The sequence below is a fragment of the Nocardioides potassii genome (genome assembly GCF_021648885.1).
Lineage (GTDB): Bacteria > Actinomycetota > Actinomycetes > Propionibacteriales > Nocardioidaceae > Nocardioides > Nocardioides potassii.
In genome coordinates this window covers 240,011-258,921 of record NZ_JAKJHZ010000009.1, presented here as the reverse complement: position 1 = coordinate 258,921, position 18,911 = coordinate 240,011, and the positions used below count along the sequence as shown (strand labels likewise).

Sequence of the window (18,911 nt, the reverse complement as noted above, 5' to 3'; positions counted from 1 at the left end):
CTCACCCACCGCTCGGGGATCAGAGGGAGGCCAGCACCTCGGAGGCGTCGAGGCTGCGGGGAGCTCCGCCCGTCCGGGCGAGGTGGCGGGTGGCGGCGACGACGGCCTCGTTGACCGGGGTCGGCACGCCGTGGAGGCGGCCGAGCAGCACGACCTCGCCCGACAGGTAGTCGATCTCGGAGTCGCCGGTGCCGCGGGCCAGGCTCTGCCAGGTGGACCCGCCGCGACGGTCGAGGTCGGGACGCCGCCGGAGGATGGACCCGCGGCGTTCGCGGTCCTGCTCCGCGGTGACGTAGGCGAGCCCGGCGGCGGTCAGGGTCTGCTCGCCCTCGACCCGGGCTCGTTCGGCGAGCTCGTCGGCAGCGTCGCCCTCGGCGAAGGAGGCGTCGACGCCGTTGCCGAGGTTCATCAGGAGCTTGCGCCGCTTCCACGCCATGATGTCGTCACGCTCGACCGACGCGATCCTCGCGGTCGCGAGGTCGGTCGCGACCGCCGCGGTGGTCTCGTCGGTGCCGCCGGGGATCCGGCCGATGTCGAGGATGGCCGGGGTCGGGTGGCAGCCGGCGACGACCACCCCGGGCTCGAGGTGCGACGACGGCAGCATCACGCAGACGGCGTACGTCCGAGGGAAGAGGCGCAGCGCCGCCACCTCGGTCGCGACGCCGTTGGTCGCGCAGACGATCGCGGTGCCGGGCGGCGCGTGCTCGCGCAGGTCGGCGAGGGCGACAGCGGCCTGGTGGGACTTCACGGCGAGGACCACGACGGTGTCGTCGGTCCACCGGACCTCGGCGGCCGTGTCGGTGGCCGGGGCGTCGACCGTGTGGCGGCCGTCCCCGGCGTCGAGCACCAGCCCGCGCGACCTGATCGCGTCGAGGTGGGCGCCGCGGGCGACGAGGGTGACCGGGAGGCCCGCGAGGTGCAGGTGGCCGCCGACGACCCCACCGACGGCCCCGGCGCCGTAGACGACGTATCGCATGCCCTCGACCCTACGAGGACGCCGGGGTCAGCGGCGCACGCGGTAGCGCAGGTGGAGCACACGGTCGCCCTGGATGACGACGTGCGGGTCGTCGAGGAGCACGCTGGTGCTGTTGGGCCCGAAGAAGCGCTTGCCCTCGCCGAGCACGACCGGCGCGAGGTCCAGGGCGACCTCGTCGACGAGGCCGAGCGCGAGTGCCTGGCCACCCACATCCCCGGCCGCGAGCGCGACCACGCGGTCACCGGCGAGCCCACGGGCGGTGGCGATGGCGGCGGTGAGGTCGTCGACGAAGTGGTACGCCGCCTCCGGGTGCCAGCCGTCGGGCTTCGGCCGGTGGGACACGACGACCACGTGGTCTCCGGTCGGCGGCCTGCCCTCCCACCCGTTGGTGAGGTCGAACAGGTGGCGACCGATCACCATGACCCCGATCGCGTCCCACATCGGTCGGACGTAGTCGTAGGACGCCCGCGACACCCGCAGCCCGCCCGGTGCGGGGTCGGCCATGTCCTGGGAGTCCAGACGATGGTCGCCGTTGACGTACCAGTCGAAGATCGGGCCGGGGTCGTCGTCGGGGCCGGCGACGAACCCGTCGAGCGACACCACACCGTGCAGCACGACGGTGCTCATCGCGAGTCTGCCTCGGCGGGACGCCACGAGGGGTCGCGGCCGACGAAGCCCATCAGCCGGTCGACCGCGGACGCGTCGTCAGGGACGGGTACCGCGGGCCCGTACTGCCCCGAGTCGCGGAGCATCGCCTCGATGGGCCGCATGCCCTCCAGCATCCGGCCCGCCTCGTCCTCGTCCAGGTGGGGGTCCTGGCCGGTGGCGCGGGCCAGGTCCCACGAGTGCATGAAGACGTCGGCGGTGTAGAAGCGGTCGACCGCCGTCGCGAGCGGGTGCGTCCCGACGTAGGGGTGCGTGAAGTCCTCCTCGCCGCGGTGGTCGAGCAGCCCCTGGACGCCCGCGGCGTGGTGCCGCCAGGCGGCGACCGGGTCGTCGGTGGGGTTCGGGCCCGGATCGAGGTCGACCCCACCCGCGGACAGGAACCCGCGGAACCACGAGACCAGGTGGTCGACGACGTCCCGGGCCGCCCAGCCGTCGACAGGAGCGGGGGCGGACCAGTCGCTCACCTGCTCGGTGAGCCGGGAGAGGGCGCCGGCCACCTCCCGGTGGCGCTCGGCGGGGGACTCGGGGAGTGCCATCAGAGGTCGCCCGCCCCGAGCATCCGGTCGAGCTTGGCGTAGCCCTCGTGGATCCCGACCTCCATGCCGCTGGCGAGCATCTGGTCGCGGGCCTCGAAGGAGTCGCAGATCGAGAAGCCGTGGAGCCGCGTGCGGCCGTCGCCGAGGTCCTCGAAGGTCAGGGTCTCGAGAGCGACCGCCTCGGGCATGCCCTCCCACGTGAAGGTCTGGACGATCTTGTCCTCGCCGACGAAGGGGAACGTGCCGCGGAAGGCGTACTCCTCCTCGCCGCGCCGCGACACGTAGCGGTAGGCGCCGTTGGTGCGGCACGACCACTCGTCGATCGTGGTGGTGAGCGAGTCGGGGCCGATCCACTGGGCGAACAGGTCGGCGTCGGTGTGCGCCCGCACGACCTGCTCGACGCGCGCGTCGAAGTCGCGCCAGATGTGGACCGCCGGCACGTGCTCGTCGGCGAGGATCGCGGCCTCGGGGAAGCGGGTGCTGCTGTCGGGGCTCTGCGTGGTGGTCATGATGCGGTTCCTTCCTGCTGCTGGGCGGTCGTGGCCGCGGTGTCGCCGTCGTCGTCCTGCATCCGCGCGAGCACGGCGTCGAGGCGCGAGTAGCGCTCCTCGGCCTGTCGGCGGTAGCGCTCGATCCACTTCGTCATCAGGTCGAACACCTCGGCCTCCAGGTGCACCGGCCGGCGCTGCGCCTCGCGGGTCCTGGTCACCAGGCCGGCGTCCTCGAGCACCTTGAGGTGCTTGGAGACGGCCTGGAGGCTCACGTCGTAGGGCGCGGCCAGGTCGTTGACCGTGTGGTCGGCCTCGGCGAGGCGCGCCACCATGTCGCGACGGGTCGGATCTGCCAACGCGGCGAAGACCCGGGAGAGCTGGTCGGCCATCGGACACCTTCCTCAACTGATCGGTTGAATGAAGGTACGACCGCGGGAGGAGTGTTGTCAACCATTTGGTTGAACAACGTGGTCAGCCGCGCGTGGCGGCGACCTTCCGAGACTTCGCGGTGCCGCACTCCGCCACCCCGGAGGCGTACGACGTCGGCACCGTCACGTAGTAGGTGGCGCCGCGCGCCACCTTCACCTTCAGCCGGCCGCTGAAGCTCGTGCTGCCGCCGAAGACCTTGTAGTCCTTGTGGGGGCGGACCCGGAACACCGCGACGCGGGCGCGCTGCGCGCACGCGCCCACCGGTGACGTGACCCGCACCTGGAGGCTCTGCTTGCCCGCGAGCCACGTCAGGGAGACCGACCGGGGCTCCAACGGGCAGCCGGTCGAGGTGGCGGCGGCGACCGTCGGGCAGCCGTCCCTGGTGTCGTCGAGGCCGTCGCCGTCAGTGTCCGTGAGAAGCCGCGAGGAGGACACCGTCGGTGCGGGCGCCGACGCCGCGGCAGCCTGCAGCGGGAACAGGGTCGACACCAGGAGCAGGAGCACGAGCCGTGCGATCGTCCGCATCACACCTCCAGCCTAGGTAAAGAAACGGAGCACGGCACCACTTTCGGCAGGTGGTCCAGACGGTCCTAGGATCACGACGTGCGCCTGCGGATCGACTGTGCCTACGACGGCGCCGACTTCTCCGGGTGGGCGGCGCAGCCCACGCTGCGCACCGTGCAGGGCACCCTCGAGGCAGCCCTCGCCACGGCCCTGCGGGTCCCGGAGGTGCGGGTCACGGTGGCCGGGCGTACGGACGCCGGCGTCCACGCACGCGGGCAGGTCGCCCACCTCGACGTCGATCCCGACCTGGTGACGTCGTCCGCCGGACGCTCGACCGACCCGCCGCTCGACGCCCTGGCCCTCCGGGTGGACGGGATCCTCCCGCCCGACCTGCGTGTACGACGGATCAGCGAGGCCCCCGCCGGGTTCGATGCCCGCTTCTCCGCTGTCTGGCGCCGCTACGCCTACCGGATCGCCGACGCGCAGGAGCTCGCCGACCCGCTCGTGCGCGGCCACGTGCTGACCTGGCCCCGCCGCCTCGACCTCGACGCGATGAACGCCGCCTCGGCGCCACTGGTCGGGCTCCAGGACTTCGCCGCCTTCTGCAAGCAGCGCGAGGGAGCGACGACCGTGCGCACCCTGCTCGACCTCTCCTGGAGTCGCGACGAGGCCGGCCGGGCCGTCGGGTCGGTCCGCGCCGACGCGTTCTGCCACAACATGGTGCGGGCGCTCGTCGGCAGCCTGATCGCCGTCGGCGAGGGCCGCCGACCGACCACCTGGCCGGCCGAGGTGATGGCCGGACGCCGCCGCGACGCCGGCGTGCGCGTCGTGCACGCGCACGGGCTGACGCTGGAGGAGGTCGGCTACCCCGACGACACGGAGCTGGCCGCCCAGGCCGACCGCGCCCGTGCCAAGAGAGAGGCGATCGATGCCTGAGCACTACTTCTCCGCCGACCCGAGCGTTCCGTTCGAGCGCGAGCGCTTCACCGCCGAGCTCTGGGGCCACGAGCTGACCCTCGACACGGGATCCGGGGTCTTCAGCCGCGGCCACCTCGACCACGCGACGGCCGTGCTGTTCCGCGAGCTCGACCCGCCGGTCCAGGGGCAGTTCCTCGACCTCGGCTGCGGCTACGGCGTCATCGGGCTCGCGCTCGCCCGCGCGGTCCCGCTCGCCAACGTCACCGGCGTCGACGTCAACGAGCGCGCGATCCTGCTGGCCAACGAGAACGCCCGTGCCGCCGGTCTCGACTCGCGCTTCGTCGCGTGCCTGCCCGATCAGGTGCCGTCCAACCAGGTCTTCGACGAGATCTGGTCGAACCCGCCCATCCGCATCGGCAAGGAGGCGCTGCACGACCTCCTGCTGACCTGGCTGCCCCGGCTGGCGCCGGGCGGCCGGATGGTCATGGTCGTCGGCAAGAACCTCGGCGCCGACTCCCTCCAGCGCTGGCTCGGCGAGCAGGGCTGGCCCACCCAGCGGCTCGCCAGCCACAAGGGCTTCCGGGTCCTGGAGACGCGCCGCGCCTAGGGCTTGCCGTCGAGGAACATCTTGAGCCGCACGCGGGTGCGGTCAGGGTCCTGGGGCAGGTGTCCGTTGACGGCGCGGCAGACCCAGCCGAGGCGCATCGCGATCTCCGCGGCGCCGCGCAGGTGGGCCACCGTGGTGCCGTAGCGGGCGGCGTACGGCTCGAGGTAGGCCGTCAGGTGGGGGCCGAGGTCCTCGGAGTCCTCGACGTCCTCGACCCCCCACGCGATCACGCCCTCCAGCGTGACGGCGAGGGTGAAGAAGGGGTGCGAGACGCAGGCGTCTCCCCAGTCGAGGATGTGCGCGTGGGAGTGCGTCGGTAGGAACACCTGCCCGTCGTGGAGGTCGTCGTGCTGCACCGTCTCCCGGATGCCGTACGACGCCAGCCGGGCGCAGAGCTCCTCGACGTCCGACGCGGGAGGCAGGCGCCGGTCCGCGTCGGGGAGGCCCGCCACCAGGTCGGCGTACGCGCCGGGCAGCGTCGCCAGTCGGCGGTCGGGCAGGCCGAGGGCGAGGAGCTCGTCCACCGCGTCCTCGCAGGCGATCTGGATCCCAGCGTAGCCGCGCAGCGCGTCGTGCCATCGCGCGAGGGAGCGTTCCTCTGCGATCACCTCACGCAGGCGCGGCGACATGTCGGCCGTCAGCATCCAGCCGGTGCCGGGGTCGTACGCCTGGGGCCGGGGCACCCGCTCACCGGAACGTGGCGCGAGGAACGCGGTCACCGCTGCCTCGTGCCGCATCGACTCGTCGTTGGCCTTGAACCACGACGTCCTGTACCGCGTGGTCACGCGCATGACCGTCGACCAGTCGGTGACGTGCGTCTGCTGGATCTCGAGCACGGGCGAGACGGTGTGGTCCAGCTGCTCGTGGATCCACGCGTGCGCCCCGGAGACGAACTGGGGATCTCGCCAGCGGTCCTGCGGCTCGCTCATGGCGAGATCCAACTCGACCGGATACTGCCGGACAACAGGATTTCAGGCGGGACGGGTGTCCACGAGCACGCCGATCTTGTCGATGCGGTGCTCGGGGTTGTCGAACTCGTCGGACCAGTAGTTGCCCGCGGCGTGGTCCTCGAGCGTGGCGCAGGTGGAGAGGGTGATCATCGGCTCGGTCGCCTCCTCGCCGATCCGGCCAGGCACGGGCGCGCGTTGGGCCTGCAGCGACCGGGGTTGCCGGAAGGACGTCCAGCGGGTGCGGCGCACCTCGTAGACGAACACCGTGTCGCCGGTCCGCACCAGGATCCGGTCACCGCGGCGCAGGGACGGGGAGTCCCGCAGCGGAGCGGTGCCGGTGAGCCGGTGCCCGGTGATGATGTGGTTGCCGATCTCGCCCGGACCGACTCCGCCGCGGGCGCCGCGCGGCGAGGCCATCTCTCCGGCGTTCTGCAGCGCGGTCCCCGGGCCGTCGTCGGGTGACCCCCGGTAGCGCACGACGGGGAAGTCCTCCAGGCCGATCGCCGGGATGGTGACGAAGGAGCGCTTCGGCTCGGGTGCGGCCTCGGGTGCTGGGGTGGGCGTCGCGGTCGCGCTCGGCGTGGGGGTGGTCGTCGGACGCGTCGACGTGGGTGCCGGCGACGGGCTCGAGGTGGTCGTCGTCGGCGCGGACCGCCGCGGGTCGTCGACCGTGCAGGCCGACGTCACCGCGACGACGGCGGCGAGGACGAGCGAGGTGCGGACCACCTGTTGGAGGGTACGACCGTCATCCCAGCCGGACGGGCAGCGACTCGACGCCGTGGACGATGGCGAGCTCGGTGAACCGCAGGTCCGCCGGGTCGCACGCGAGCGACAGGTCGGGGAAGCGTTGCGCGAGCGCGACGAGCGCGGTGCGCAGCTCCATCCGCGCGAGCTCGGCGCCGACGCAACGATGCAGCCCGTGGCCGAACGCCAAGGTGCCGGCCGACGCGGTGGTCGGGTCGAAGTGCCCGGCGTCGACGTGGCGGGCGGGGTCGCGACCCGCGCCGGTGAGGGACACCACGACCACGTCGCCGGCCCGCACGGGCTGCTCGCCGACCACGAGGTCGCGCCGGGCGATGCGCGGGAAGGCGACCTGCACCGGGCACACGAAGCGGAGCAGCTCCTCGACGACCTGGTCGACCTCAGCGGGGTCCCCGCGCTGCAGGGTCTTCCAGACGATCGGGTGCTGGAGCAGCACCCACGTGCCGAGGGACAGCATGCTCGCGCTGGTCTCGTAGCCGCCGAGGAAGACGCCGTCGGCGAGGCCGCCGAGCTCGACGTCGTCGAGGTCGTCGCCGTGCTCGGCGACCATCCGGGCGACCAGGCCGTCGGGTCGACCCAGGCGCGGCGAGCGTCGCTCGGCTGCGACGAGGTCGATGAGGAACTGCCTGGTCCCGGCCGCGGTCGCGAAGATGCCCGAGCCACCGTCGCGCAGGTCGAAGCGGGCGGCCCCTCGCTGGCGGAACTCCAGACGATCCACCTCCGGCATGCCGAGCAGGTCGCAGATCACCCCGAACGGCACGGCGAAGCCGAACCGCTCCACGAGGTCGACCTCGGGGCCGTGCGCGGCCAGGTCGTCGAGCGCCTCGGCGACGACCCGGTCGATGTCGGGCTGGAGCTCGGCCAGGCGACGCCGGGTGAAGTACGGCGTCAGCACGTGGCGCAACCGGTCGTGGTCGGGTGCGTCCGTCATGCCGAGGCCGCCGATCCGCTCGGCCGGCGCGCGGTCCTGCCGGCCGATCAAGTGGCGCACGTCGTTGGCGAACACCTCGGAGTCGGCCAGCACGGCCCGGGCGACGTCGTACCCCGTGACGAGCCAGACCCGCGTGCCGAACAGGCTGGCCAGGCGTACGACGTCGCCGCGGGCGCGGGCGGCCTCGAGGCGGGGGACCGGGTCGACGCCGTCGCGCTGGAGCGGGTAGCGATAGGCGGAGGGGATCCGGCGAGCGGACGACACCGCCAGCCGCAGGGCCGTTCCTCGCAGGGTCATGCGTCCAGTGGACTCCTGTCGGACCATTCGATCCATCCGGTACAGCCCGGAGACGTCCCCGGGACACCCCCGAGGGCGACCTGCGCGTCGGCCGAGGCGGCAGGATGGGGGCATGTCCTACGAAGCAGCGTCCGACAGGTACGACGACGGCACCGGCATGGAGTACCGGTCCACAGGGAGGAGCGGGCTCAAGCTTCCCGCCCTCTCGCTGGGGCTGTGGCAGAACTTCGGCACCGACCGGCCGGAGGAGACGCAGCGCGCGATCCTGCGCCGTGCCTTCGACCGTGGCGTGACCCACTTCGACCTGGCCAACAACTACGGCCCTCCCTACGGCCGGGCCGAGGAGAACTTCGGGCGCTACCTGAAGGACGACTTCGCGTCCTACCGCGACGAGCTGGTGATCTCGACCAAGGCGGGCTACGACATGTGGCCGGGTCCGTACGGCCAGGGCGGCGGGTCGCGGAAGTACGTCCTCGCCTCGCTCGACCAGTCGCTGGCGCGGATGGGACTGGACTACGTCGACATCTTCTACAGCCACCGGTTCGACCCGGACACCCCGGTCGAGGAGACGATGATGGCGCTCGACACGGCCGTGCGGTCCGGCCGGGCGCTCTACGCCGGTATCTCGTCGTACTCGGCCGAGAGGACCAGGGAGGCCGCCGGGATCGCCCGCGACCTCGGGACGCCGCTGCTCATCCACCAGCCGTCCTACAACATGCTGAACCGATGGATCGAGGAGCCGCAGGACGGTGGCCCGAGCCTGCTCGACGAGCTCGAGGCGCAGGGGATGGGATGCATCGTCTTCACGGCCCTGGCGCAGGGGCTGCTGACCGACCGCTACCTCGACGGGGTGCCCGAGGACTCCCGGGCGGCCCGCGAGGGCTCGACGATCGCCGGCATGGAGGACGACGTGCTCGCGCGGGTGCGCGCGCTCAACGGCATCGCCGAGCGGCGCGGGCAGAAGCTCGCCCAGCTCGCGCTGCAGTGGGTGCTGCGTGACGAGCGGGTGACCAGTGCGGTCATCGGCGCGTCCAGCGTCGAGCAGCTCGACACCAACCTCGACGCCCTGTCCGGGCCGCCCCTCAGCGAGGACGAGCTCGCGGAGATCGAGCGCTACGCGACCGACTCGGACGTGAACCTCTGGTCGAAGTCGACCAGCCAATGACGGCCCCCACGCGGGTCGTCGTCATCGGGGCCGACGCCGCCGGGATGTCGGCCGCGCACCAGGCGCTGCGCACGGCCCGGAGGACGGGCCGCGAGCTCGCGATCACCGTCCTGGACAAGGGCACCCACACCTCCTACAGCGCGTGCGGAATCCCCTACCTGATGGCGGGCGACGTCGCCTCGGCCGAGGACCTCGTCGCCCGGTCCGGCGACGCGCACCGCGACGCCGGCATCGACCTCAGGATGTCGACCGAGGTGGTCTCCGCGGACCTGTCCGCGCGCACGGTCACCACCGACGGCGGCGACGTGCTCGAGTACGACGAGCTGGTGGTCGCCACCGGCGCCCCGGCCGTCGTGCCGGACTGGGCGTTGCGGCCCGACGGGACGCCGTACGGCGGCGTGGGGACCGTGAAGACCCTCGACGACGGAGCCTCGTGGCTGGAGCGGTTCGCCGAGGTCGGCGACGGCGGCCACGTGGTCGTCGTGGGGGCCGGATACGTCGGCGTCGAGGTGGCGGAAGCCGCACTGCGCAAGGGTTTCGGGGTCACGGTGCTCACCCGCACCCGTGGGATGTCGATGCTCGAGGACGAGATGTCCGACCTCGTCAACGTCGGTCTCTGCGACGCGGGGATCGAGCTGGTGCTGGGCGCGGAGGTGACCGGGCTCGAGCTCGACGGCGACCGGGTGACCGGCGTGCACTGGGACGGCGGCACGCGGGACGCTGACCTCGTCGTGGTGGCGATCGGCGTACGGCCGGCCACGGCGTTCCTCGAAGGACAGGTCGAGCTGACCGACGGCGGCGCGCTGCGCCCCGACCCGCACGGCCGGGTCGCCGACCACGTCTGGGCCGCCGGCGACTGCTGCGAGGTGCGGCGCCGACTCGACGACGAGTGGGTCTTCCGTCCGCTCGGCACGCACGCCAACAAGCACGGGCGCGCGCTCGGCGACAGCCTCGCCGGCGGCTCGCTGACCTTCGACGGGATGACCGACACGTCGATCACCCGGTTCTCCTACGGCGAGGTGCACCTCGAGATCGCTCGCACCGGGCTCTCGCGGTCGGACGCCGAGGCAGCGGGCCACGAGCCCGTCGCACTGCTCACCGAGGGCACGACCGCGAGCGGCTACATGCCCGAGGCCGAGCCGATCGCCCTGTGGGTGATGGCCGACCGCACGACCCGCCGGCTCCTCGGCGTGCAGGTCGTCGGCGGCCACGGCGCCGGCAAGCGGATCGACGCGGCGGCGGCCGTCCTCTGGGCCGGCGGGACCGTCGACGACCTCGCCTGGATGGACCTCGCCTACGCCCCGCCGTTCTCCACGGCGTGGGAGATCCTGCAGGTTGCCGCCCGCCGGGTCGCCGAGCGGTTGTGAATCCGGTTGCCGCCGTCACCACAATGGCGGGCATGGACCTGGAGATCGTGACGCTGGCCGAGCGGCCGCAGCCGTGGGACGTCTTCTGGGACATGGAGACCTCGTGGCCGGAGTTCATGAAGCACGACCCGATCGGAAACTCCTACTACTCCTGCCTCGAGGAGTACTTCATGGAGACCGTGCTGGTCGCGCTCGACCCGGACGGCCGGATCGTGGCGAAGGCGTTCTCCGCGCCCTTCACGCTCCCCGACGGCGAGCTGCCCGACGCCGGCTGGGACTTCGCGCTCCGCAGCGCGCTGCTGACTCGGATCTGGGGCGACACCCCCAACGCCATCACCGCCGCCGAGATCGCGATCGAGCCGCGCCTGCAGGGCACCGGGCTGTCCGGAGTCATGCTCGCTGCGCTGCGCGACAACGCCGGCCGGCTCGGCTACTCCGAGCTGCTCGCCCCGGTGCGGCCCAACGGCAAGACGGACGTCCACGAGCCGATGTCGTCGTACGCCTTCCGGACCCGCGACGACGGCCTGCCGGTCGACCCGTGGCTGCGCGTGCACGTGCGCGCGGGCGGCACGATCGAGAGGGTCGCGCCGCGCTCGATGTGCATCCCCGGCACCCTCGAGGAGTGGCGGGCGTGGACCGGCCTGCCCTTCGACACCACGGGTCCGGTCGAGGTACCGAAGGCCCTCGCGCCGGTGATGTGCGACGCCGAGCACGGCGTCGCCACCTACGTCGAGCCCAACGTCTGGATCCGGCACGTGACGGGTGCCTGACCGGATCAGGCCCCCGCGACGGCCTTGCGCACCTCGTTGACGCACAGCGCGACGAAGGCCAGCGCGCACAGCACCATCAGCACGTTGGAGTGGAGCTTGTTGCGCCACTCCACGGGCGTGCGGTCGGTGTTGAGCAGCCAGAGCAGGGTGACGGCGAGGAACGGCATGAAGAACGCGCCGAGCACGCCGTAGGCGAGGATCAGCCATACCGGCTTGCCGAGGAACATCATCACCATCGGCGGGAAGGTCAGCCAGAGGATGTAGGCGCGGTACCACTTGCCGCCGGCTCGCGAGCTCTCGTCCTTGCTCGTCCCGCCGGTCACGTTGGTCATGAAGTCGGCGAACATCAGGCTGACGCCGTTCCACACGCCGACCAGCGATGACATCGCGGCGGCCCAGAAGCCGAGCAGGAAGAGCTTGCCGGCCCACTGGCCGTAGCGGTCCTGGAGGACGACGCCGAGGTCGACGAGACCTGCGTCGCCCTCCTCGATCGCCACGCTCGTGGAGTAGAGCAGCTCTGCGCCCACGACGAGGGTGGCGAGCACGAAGATGCCGGTGACGACGTAGGCGACGGTGTTGTCGATGCGCATCACGCGCATGTAGGCGGGGGTGTCCCAGCCCTTCTCGCGCAGCCAGTAGCCGTAGGCCGCGAGCGTGATCGTGCCGCCCACCCCGCCGGCGAGCGCGAGCGTGTTGACCAGGCCGTCCTCGGGGATGCGTGGGGCGAGGCCGGTGAGCAGCTCGCCGAGGTTGGGCAGGGTCAGGAGGGCGGCGCCGACCATCGTCACGAACATGATGCCCACGAGGGCCGCGAGCACCTTCTCGAAGATGCCGTAGCGGCCGGTCCACACCAGTGCCAGGCCGAGCAGCCCGGAGAGGATCCCCCACCAGGTCGTGGTGAGCCCGCCGAGGAGCCCGGTGAGCGCCAGCCCGGTCCCGGCCATCGCGGCGGCGCCGTACACGAAGCCCCAGATCACGATGTAGGGCGCGAAGTACCACGTCGTCCAGGAGCCGAGCGAGCGCCAGCCCTCGAAGATCGTCCGGCCGGTCGCGAGCGAGTACCGCCCCGCGCCCTCGACGAGGACGATCTTCATGACGCAGCCCACGACGACGCACCACAGCAGCGTGTAGCCGAACTTCTGCCCGGCGATCAGCGTCGCGACGAGGTCGGCCGCGCCGACACCGGTCGCGGCGACGACGAGGCCGGGGCCAACGATCTTCCAGCGGGTGGCGGGGGCTTGCTCGGACGTGGTCGTGGAGGCCATGCCCGTCACCCTAGGCATGGGCTAGACCGGTTGTCAGCGCCGTGCGGGCAGCAGCCGCTGGGCAATTGAGGTGACGGGTGTCGGTCCGGCGGGGAGAATCCTCCGTCGTGGGTCACGTGGATGTCGCCGGAGTCCGATACGAGCTGCCGGACGGGCGGGTGCTGCTCGACGACGTCAGCTTCCGCGTCGGCGACGGCCAGAAGGTCGCCCTCGTCGGCGCCAACGGGGCCGGGAAGACCACCCTGCTGCGCATCATCACCGGCGACCTCGCGCCGCACGCGGGGGTCGTGACCCGCTCCGGCGGGCTCGGCGTGATGCGGCAGTTCGTCGGCCACGGCGGAGGCGACGAGACCGTCCACGACCTGCTCCTCAGCGTCGCGCCGCCGCGGGTGCGCGAGGCGGCTGCGGCCGTCGACGCCGTCGAGCTCGAGCTGATGGAGACCGACGACGAGCGCACCCAGATGGCCTACGCCACCGCCCTGTCGGAGTACGCAGACGCCGGTGGGTACGACGTCGAGGTGACGTGGGACGTGTGCACGACCGCGGCGATGGGGCTGCCGTTCGACCGCGCCCGGCACCGGCTGCTCAGCACCCTGTCGGGCGGCGAGCAGAAGCGGCTCGTGCTCGAGTACCTGCTGCGCGGGCCGGACCAGGTGCTGCTGCTCGACGAGCCCGACAACTACCTCGACGTGCCCGGCAAGATCTGGCTCGAGGGGCGGGTCCGCGAGTCGGCGAAGACGATCCTGTTCATCAGCCACGACCGCGAGCTGCTCGCCAACACCGCCACGCGCATCGTGACCGTCGAGCTCGGCAGCGCCGGCAACCTCGTGTGGACGCACCCCGGCGGGTTCGCCAGCTATCACGAGGCGCGCGCCGACCGGTTCGAGCGGTTCGAGGAGATGCGGCGCCGCTGGGACGAGGAGCACGCCAAGCTCAAGGCACTCGTGCTGCGCTACAAGATCAAGGCGGAGTACAACGACGGCCTCGCCTCGCAGTACAAGGCCGCGCAGACGCGGCTGAAGAAGTTCGAGGACGCCGGCCCGCCGGTCGAGCAGCCACGCGACCAGCAGGTCACGATGCGGCTCAAGGGCGGCCGCACCGGCAAGCGCGCCGTCGTGTGCACCGACCTCGAGCTCAGTGGGCTGATGAAGCCGTTCGACCTCGAGGTCTGGTACGGCGAGCGGGTGGCCGTGCTCGGCTCCAACGGGTCCGGCAAGTCGCACTTCCTGCGTCTCCTCGCGGCCGGCGGCAGCGACCCCGACGTGGAGCACCAGCCGGTCGGCGACACGCCTCCGGCCCCGGTGCCGCACACCGGCACGGCCAAGCTCGGCGCGCGCGTGCGCCCGGGCTGGTTCGTGCAGACCCACGAGCACCCCGAGCTCCGCGGTCGCACCCTGCTCGAGATCCTGCACCGTGGCGACGAGCACCGCGACGGGATGGGCCGCGAGGCCGCGAGCCGGGTGCTCGACCGCTACGAGCTCGCCCACGCCGGCGAGCAGAAGTTCGAGTCGCTGAGCGGCGGCCAGCAGGCGCGCTTCCAGATCCTGCTGCTGGAGCTGTCGGGAGCCACGCTGCTGCTCCTCGACGAGCCGACCGACAACCTCGACGTCCAGTCCGCCGAGGCGCTGGAGGCCGGGCTGGAGGCGTTCGAGGGCACGGTTCTGGCGGTCACCCACGACCGCTGGTTCGCGCGCGGGTTCGACCGTTTCCTGGTCTACGGCGCCGACGGTGAGGTCTACGAGTCCGATGGCCCGGTGTGGGACGAGGGGCGGGTGGTCCGGGCGCGATGAGCACTCCGCCGAACGGGCTCGGGGTGGTCGAGCTCGACCCCTTCGACGACGCCGCCTTCGCCGCCTGGCACCACGTCTACACCGTCGCCGAGACCCACGAGCTGGGCGACGTGGCAACCGCCTGGCAGCTGGAGGAGGTGCGCGCGCTCATGCAGCGCGACGGGACCACTGCATGGGTGGGCGGCTGGGCCGCGCTGCTCGACGGGCGCACGGTGGGCGTCGGCTGGATGCGCACGCCGCTGCGGGACAACCTCGAGCTCGCCGAGCTCACGGTCCACGTGCTTCCGGAGCTCCGGCGTCAGGGGATCGGATCGGCGGTGCTGTCACACCTCGAGCAGGTCGCCCGGCAACGCGGTCGCCGGATCCTCAACAGCCTGGCGTCCTGGGCCTACGGCGCCGGCTCCGACGCAGCTGGGGGCGGCTCGGGTCCGGGCTTCGCCAGGGCCAGCGGCTTCGACCTCGCCCTGTCGGAGGTGCAGCGCGAGCTCACCCTCCCGGTCGACGAGGCGCTGCTCGTCGCGCTGGCGGACGACGCGGCTCGCTACCACCCCGCCTACGTCCTGCGGTCGTGGTCGGGACCGGTCCCCGACGACCTGCTGCACGGCTGGGCCGAGGTCACGTCGAGCCTGGCCACCGAGGCACCGACGGGTGAGCTCGAGCTCGAGCCCGAGGTCGTCAGCGCCGAGGCGGTGCGTGAGCACGAGGAGACCGTGGAGCGCCAGGGGCGGACGAAGTACAACACCGTCGCCATCTCGCCGTCGGGTGAGGTGGTCGCCTACTCCGATCTCGCCACCACGGTCCACGAGCCCGGTCGCGCGTACCAGTGGGGCACGCTCGTGCGGCGGGAGCACCGCGGCCACCGGCTCGGCGTCGCGGTGAAGGTCGCGAACCTCCGCCTGCTGCAGCGCGAACGTCCCGACGTCACCCGCCTGACGACGTACAACGCCGAGGTCAACAGCCACATGATCGGCGTCAACGAGGCGCTCGGCTTCCGCCCGGTCGCGCGGCTGGGCGACTTCCAGAAGAAGCTCGACGGATGACGTCCGTGGAGATCGTCCGCGTCGGTCCCGACGAGTGGGAGACCTTCCGCGACGTGCGGCTCGCCTCGCTCGCCGAAGCGCCGGGCGCCTTCGGGGCGTCGTACGACGACTGGGTGCACGCGCCCGAGTCCCGATGGCGCTCGCGCCTGACCGACGTGCCCTTCACGGTCGTCGCCATGAGCGACGGTCGCGGCGTCGGCGTCGTGTCAGGCGCGCAGGCGGACGGCCACGTCGAGCTGATCTCGATGTGGGTCGCCCCCGACGACCGTGGCACCGGGCTCGCCGGCCGCCTGATCGACGCCGTCGCCGAATGGGCCTCCTCCGGTGGTCACGACACCTACCTGATGGTCCGCGACGACAACGCCCGCGCCCTCGCCGCGTACGAGAAGGCAGGCTTCGTGGACCTCGGCATCCCCGACGGCTGGCCGGCCGATGCTCCGCTGGAACGCCGGATGCGGCGGGCGCGGGCGTAGTCCGGCGCCGCCAGATGCGGCGGGCGCGGGCGTAGTCCGGCGCCGCCAGATGCGGCGGGCGCGGGCGTAGTCCGGCGCCGCCGTCGCACACGTGTCCTCGAGGTGGCCCTCGAACCGGTCGATCGAGGGCCACGACCCGGACACGTGTGGGCGAGGGCATGATCAAGGCATGACTGCTCGCCGCGGACTGTTCGTCGCACCCTTCGACGCCCTCGCCGACCCCCGGGTGGTCGGCGACCTCGCCGCCGAGGCCGAGGGGGCCGGGTGGGAGGGGTTCTTCGTGTGGGACCACCTGCAGTACGGCGACCGCGTGGCCGAGATCGCGGACGTGTGGACCTGCTGCGCCGCGGTCGCCATGCGCACCGAGCGGATGGTGTTCGGCCCGATGGTGACGCCGCTGGCCCGGCGCAGGCCGCAGGTGCTCGCGCGGCAGGCGGCGAGCCTGGCGGTGCTGTCGGGGGAGCGGTTCGTGCTCGGGCTCGGCCTCGGTGACGACTGGGTGGGCGAGTTCAGCGACTACGGCGACGAGCCCGACCCGAAGGCGCGCGCCCGCCTGCTCGACGAGGGGCTCGAGGCGCTGACCGGACACCTCGGCGGCGGCTTCCGCCCCGCGCCGCGGGTGCCGATCTGGATGGCGGGGCGCTTCCCGAACCAGGCACCGCTGCGCCGGGCGGCGAGGTACGACGGCTTCTTCGTCATCGGGCTCGACGGCCCCAGCGACCTCGACCGGGTGGTCGGCGACCTCGCCGCGCACGACCCGGCCGACGGCTTCGACGTCGTGGTCGACCTGCAGCCGACGCAGGACCCCGCTCCCTGGCTCGACAGGGGTGCGTCGTGGGTGCTGACCCGCGTCGGGCCCTACGACCTCGACCTGGACGCCGTACGACGCCTCGTCGCGGCAGGCCCGCACGCCGGTCCGCAGGAGTAGGGCCAGCACCACCGCGCGGGCGGCCGGGCGGGAGGAGGATGGCGGGCACAGGGGACCATGAGGGGAACGCCATGAAGAAGCTCGTCGCTGCAGCCGCCGTCGCCGCGCTGCTCCCGATCGCGACCATGCCCGCCAGCGCCGCGCCTGCGCCGGACGGGACCGTCGACCGTGCCGGCCTGCCGACGAAGGTCGTCGTGCGCGACTCGCGCACGTCGCCGGACGACGCCGACATCGCGTCGGTGACGCTGCGCTCGAGCTGGTACTGGGTGTCGGAGCAGGACGTCGTCGTGAGCGTCCCCGACGGCATGCGCGCGGGGCAGCACCTGACCGTGTGGTTCGACACCGACCTCGACGCGATGCCTGAGGGGCGCTACGACCTCCAGCTCTCGACGGGAAAGGGGAAGAACCTGCGACTCGAGCAGGTGCTGCGCAAGGGCGAGACCTGGGGGACGGACGGCGCCCGGCGTGCGATCGGTGCCTGCGTGGACGAGGACGGCGACAAGCCCGTCTACGACGTGAGGGCGGGGGCGAAGGGCGTCGGCATCTCGTTCGACGTGTTCTGGTGCTTCGGTGCCCACCCGCCGGGTGACTCACCCGGCGCGTGGCGTGCCGTCGTGTCCCTCACGCGCGGCTCCCACGGTGACTCGGCCCCCAACGGCCGACGATGGAGCGCGCCGCTGCGCGGCTGGGGTGCGTGTGACCCGTCGGGCGGCAGCTGCTCCTAGGTCGCGACTCGCCGCCGGGCGCGCGAGACGACCCAGACGGCCATCCACGCGACGAGCCACACGAGCAGGCCGGCGAGGACGGCACCGCCGAGGCGCCACGACCACGGCCACGGCCCGCGGTCGACGCCGGCCGGGTCGACCACCTCGAGCCGACCGCCGGCGTCGGCGGCCAGCTGGAACCGTCCGACGCCGTAGGAGCCCAGGTCGTCCATCCGCATCAGGGTGCGCGGCTCCGAGCCGTCCAGCGGCACGGACGCGAGCGTGGCGGTGTCGGACGAGTCGGACAGCAGCATGACCACCTCGTCGTCGCCGTTCCACGCGAGCACGCGCCCGGGAGGCGACAGGGGGAGCGGGAGCGGGTCGGGTACGTCGGTCGCCGTGCCCGACGGGTCCACGAACGCGAGACCGTCGGGGGTGCCCGGGTCCCCGGACCCGACCGGTGCGCCCGCCGGGTCGACGGTCGTGATGGCGAGCAGGCTGCCGTCGGGCGACCACGCCGTCGGGCCGGCGAGCACGCCGTCCGGGGTCAGCTCCTCCACGGTGCCCGTCGAGTCGACGACAGTGATGCCGTACCCCGTGCTGCCGACGTGCTCCACGGCCATCGAGCCGGTCGAGGAGAAGGCCACCGCGGTCGCGTCCTCCACCCGCATGGTGGCCGTCCTGCCGCGGCCGAGGTCGAGCACCCCGACCGTGCCGCTGATCCGCCCGCCGGCGTAGGGACTCGTCGGCTCGTCCGAGAGCAGCATCGCGAGCGACCCGCTGTCGGTGGAGAAGGCGACGGGTACGACGCTGCGACCCTGCGGGAGGTCGTACGACGTCGTCTCCCCGGTGGTCAGGTCGACGACCGCCACGTCAGGGTGATCGCCGCCGACGTCGTGGTCGCCCACCGCGACGTATCGCCCGTCCGGGGACAGCAGCATCGGCGCGGGATCGCCCTGCGTCTCGGCCCCGGCGCGCGCCTCGGCGACGTCGACGCGGCGGTAGCGGTCGCCGCCGGCACCGAGCACGACCGCCTGGGGGAAGTCCATGAGCTCGACGCCGAACCCGTGCTGGAAGAGAGCGACCGCCGGACCGGGTGGCGACGACGAGACCGTGCCGGTGACGTAGGAGTAGTCGGCCAGCTCGGCGGGCACCGCATAGGTGTCGGCGTCGGGTGCAGGCCGCTCGTGCCCGGACCCGAGGGCGACGACGAGGCCGGACGCGCAGAGGCCGAGCACCAGAGGCACCCCCGCAGCCGCACGCATGACGGGACTCTAGCGACGTTGTGCGGTGACCGTGACGTGGCTGCCGCGTCAGGATCACCGCACATCGGTGGGAGTCA

At 72.7% G+C, this 18,911-nt stretch carries 21 protein-coding genes; 10 read left to right on the top strand and 11 right to left on the bottom strand.

The annotated features are described in order from the left end of the window. Nucleotides 1-19: 19 nt before the first annotated feature. The 6 genes from L2K70_RS14975 to L2K70_RS14950 form a co-directional block, all read right to left on the bottom strand. Complete coding sequence (locus tag L2K70_RS14975; RefSeq protein ID WP_236402986.1) at nucleotides 20-976, bottom strand: ketopantoate reductase family protein; 957 nt, start codon at nucleotides 974-976, stop codon at nucleotides 20-22. 27 nt (nucleotides 977-1,003) lie between these two features. Next, the gene (locus tag L2K70_RS14970) at nucleotides 1,004-1,603 is read right to left on the bottom strand and encodes a dihydrofolate reductase family protein (RefSeq protein ID WP_236402985.1); all 600 of its coding nucleotides are present in this window, start codon (nucleotides 1,601-1,603) and stop codon (nucleotides 1,004-1,006) included. After that, nucleotides 1,600-2,178 carry a TIGR03086 family metal-binding protein gene (locus tag L2K70_RS14965; RefSeq protein WP_236402984.1) on the bottom strand — a complete coding sequence of 193 codons (579 nt, stop codon included), beginning with the start codon at nucleotides 2,176-2,178 and terminating at the stop codon, nucleotides 1,600-1,602. The genes L2K70_RS14970 and L2K70_RS14965 overlap by 4 nt, the downstream gene beginning before the upstream one ends. Next, entirely contained in the window at nucleotides 2,178-2,687 is a 510-nt protein-coding gene (locus L2K70_RS14960) for an SRPBCC domain-containing protein (RefSeq protein WP_236402983.1), read from the bottom strand. The genes L2K70_RS14965 and L2K70_RS14960 overlap by 1 nt, the downstream gene beginning before the upstream one ends. Then, nucleotides 2,684-3,058, bottom strand: a complete 375-nt coding sequence (locus L2K70_RS14955; protein ID WP_236402982.1) for an ArsR/SmtB family transcription factor — start codon at nucleotides 3,056-3,058, stop codon at nucleotides 2,684-2,686. The genes L2K70_RS14960 and L2K70_RS14955 overlap by 4 nt, the downstream gene beginning before the upstream one ends. An 82-nt stretch (nucleotides 3,059-3,140) precedes the next feature. Continuing rightward, nucleotides 3,141-3,626, bottom strand: a complete 486-nt coding sequence (locus L2K70_RS14950; RefSeq protein WP_236402981.1) for a hypothetical protein — start codon at nucleotides 3,624-3,626, stop codon at nucleotides 3,141-3,143. A gap of 75 nt (nucleotides 3,627-3,701) precedes the next feature. Between L2K70_RS14950 and truA the strand changes: the two genes are divergently transcribed. Further along, entirely contained in the window at nucleotides 3,702-4,538 is an 837-nt protein-coding gene (gene truA, locus L2K70_RS14945) for a tRNA pseudouridine(38-40) synthase TruA (protein ID WP_236402980.1), read from the top strand. Next, entirely contained in the window at nucleotides 4,531-5,127 is a 597-nt protein-coding gene (locus L2K70_RS14940) for a class I SAM-dependent methyltransferase (RefSeq protein WP_236402979.1), read from the top strand. Before truA ends, L2K70_RS14940 begins: the two co-directional genes overlap by 8 nt. Here the strand turns inward: L2K70_RS14940 and L2K70_RS14935 are convergent. From L2K70_RS14935 to L2K70_RS14925, 3 genes are read right to left on the bottom strand one after another with little or no spacing between them, the layout of a single operon-like run. Beyond that, nucleotides 5,124-6,056 carry a phosphotransferase family protein gene (locus tag L2K70_RS14935; RefSeq protein WP_236402978.1) on the bottom strand — a complete coding sequence of 311 codons (933 nt, stop codon included), beginning with the start codon at nucleotides 6,054-6,056 and terminating at the stop codon, nucleotides 5,124-5,126. The genes L2K70_RS14940 and L2K70_RS14935 overlap by 4 nt on opposite strands. A 42-nt stretch (nucleotides 6,057-6,098) precedes the next feature. Next, entirely contained in the window at nucleotides 6,099-6,803 is a 705-nt protein-coding gene (locus L2K70_RS14930) for a class E sortase (RefSeq protein WP_236402977.1), read from the bottom strand. A 19-nt stretch (nucleotides 6,804-6,822) separates the two neighbouring features. After that, nucleotides 6,823-8,067, bottom strand: a complete 1,245-nt coding sequence (locus L2K70_RS14925; RefSeq protein ID WP_236402976.1) for a cytochrome P450 — start codon at nucleotides 8,065-8,067, stop codon at nucleotides 6,823-6,825. A 112-nt stretch (nucleotides 8,068-8,179) separates the two neighbouring features. Between L2K70_RS14925 and mgrA the strand changes: the two genes are divergently transcribed. Genes mgrA through L2K70_RS14910 form a run of 3 tightly spaced genes read left to right on the top strand, consistent with a single transcriptional unit; the run spans nucleotide 8,180 to nucleotide 11,369 of the window. Next, entirely contained in the window at nucleotides 8,180-9,232 is a 1,053-nt protein-coding gene (mgrA, locus tag L2K70_RS14920) for an L-glyceraldehyde 3-phosphate reductase (protein ID WP_236402975.1), read from the top strand. Then, nucleotides 9,229-10,599 (top strand): FAD-dependent oxidoreductase, encoded by a 1,371-nt coding sequence (locus L2K70_RS14915; RefSeq protein ID WP_236402974.1) that lies wholly within the window; start codon nucleotides 9,229-9,231, stop codon nucleotides 10,597-10,599. Before mgrA ends, L2K70_RS14915 begins: the two co-directional genes overlap by 4 nt. Before the next feature lie 32 nt (nucleotides 10,600-10,631). After that, nucleotides 10,632-11,369 (top strand): N-acetyltransferase, encoded by a 738-nt coding sequence (locus tag L2K70_RS14910; RefSeq protein WP_236402973.1) that lies wholly within the window; start codon nucleotides 10,632-10,634, stop codon nucleotides 11,367-11,369. Nucleotides 11,370-11,374: 5 nt separating this feature from the next. Here the strand turns inward: L2K70_RS14910 and L2K70_RS14905 are convergent, their stop codons facing one another. Next, nucleotides 11,375-12,634 carry an Nramp family divalent metal transporter gene (locus tag L2K70_RS14905; RefSeq protein ID WP_236402972.1) on the bottom strand — a complete coding sequence of 420 codons (1,260 nt, stop codon included), beginning with the start codon at nucleotides 12,632-12,634 and terminating at the stop codon, nucleotides 11,375-11,377. A 107-nt stretch (nucleotides 12,635-12,741) separates the two neighbouring features. Between L2K70_RS14905 and L2K70_RS14900 the strand changes: the two genes are divergently transcribed. From L2K70_RS14900 to L2K70_RS14880, 5 genes are all read left to right on the top strand, one after another. Further along, on the top strand, nucleotides 12,742-14,424 hold the full coding sequence (locus L2K70_RS14900) for an ABC-F family ATP-binding cassette domain-containing protein (RefSeq protein WP_236402971.1): 1,683 nt from the start codon (nucleotides 12,742-12,744) through the stop codon (nucleotides 14,422-14,424). Beyond that, a complete protein-coding gene (locus L2K70_RS14895) occupies nucleotides 14,421-15,464 on the top strand; it encodes a GNAT family N-acetyltransferase (protein WP_236402970.1) in 1,044 nt (347 codons plus the stop codon). Before L2K70_RS14900 ends, L2K70_RS14895 begins: the two co-directional genes overlap by 4 nt. Further along, entirely contained in the window at nucleotides 15,461-15,937 is a 477-nt protein-coding gene (locus L2K70_RS14890; protein WP_236402969.1) for a GNAT family N-acetyltransferase, read from the top strand. Before L2K70_RS14895 ends, L2K70_RS14890 begins: the two co-directional genes overlap by 4 nt. 169 nt (nucleotides 15,938-16,106) lie before the next feature. Beyond that, nucleotides 16,107-16,865 (top strand): LLM class flavin-dependent oxidoreductase, encoded by a 759-nt coding sequence (locus L2K70_RS14885; protein WP_236402968.1) that lies wholly within the window; start codon nucleotides 16,107-16,109, stop codon nucleotides 16,863-16,865. 71 nt (nucleotides 16,866-16,936) lie between these two features. Then, the gene (locus L2K70_RS14880) at nucleotides 16,937-17,590 is read left to right on the top strand and encodes a hypothetical protein (RefSeq protein WP_236402967.1); all 654 of its coding nucleotides are present in this window, start codon (nucleotides 16,937-16,939) and stop codon (nucleotides 17,588-17,590) included. Here the strand turns inward: L2K70_RS14880 and L2K70_RS14875 are convergent. After that, nucleotides 17,587-18,834, bottom strand: coding sequence for a WD40 repeat domain-containing protein (locus L2K70_RS14875; protein ID WP_236402966.1), 1,248 nt, complete (start codon nucleotides 18,832-18,834; stop codon nucleotides 17,587-17,589). The two genes, L2K70_RS14880 and L2K70_RS14875, sit on opposite strands and share 4 nt — an antisense overlap. Nucleotides 18,835-18,911 lie beyond the last annotated feature (77 nt).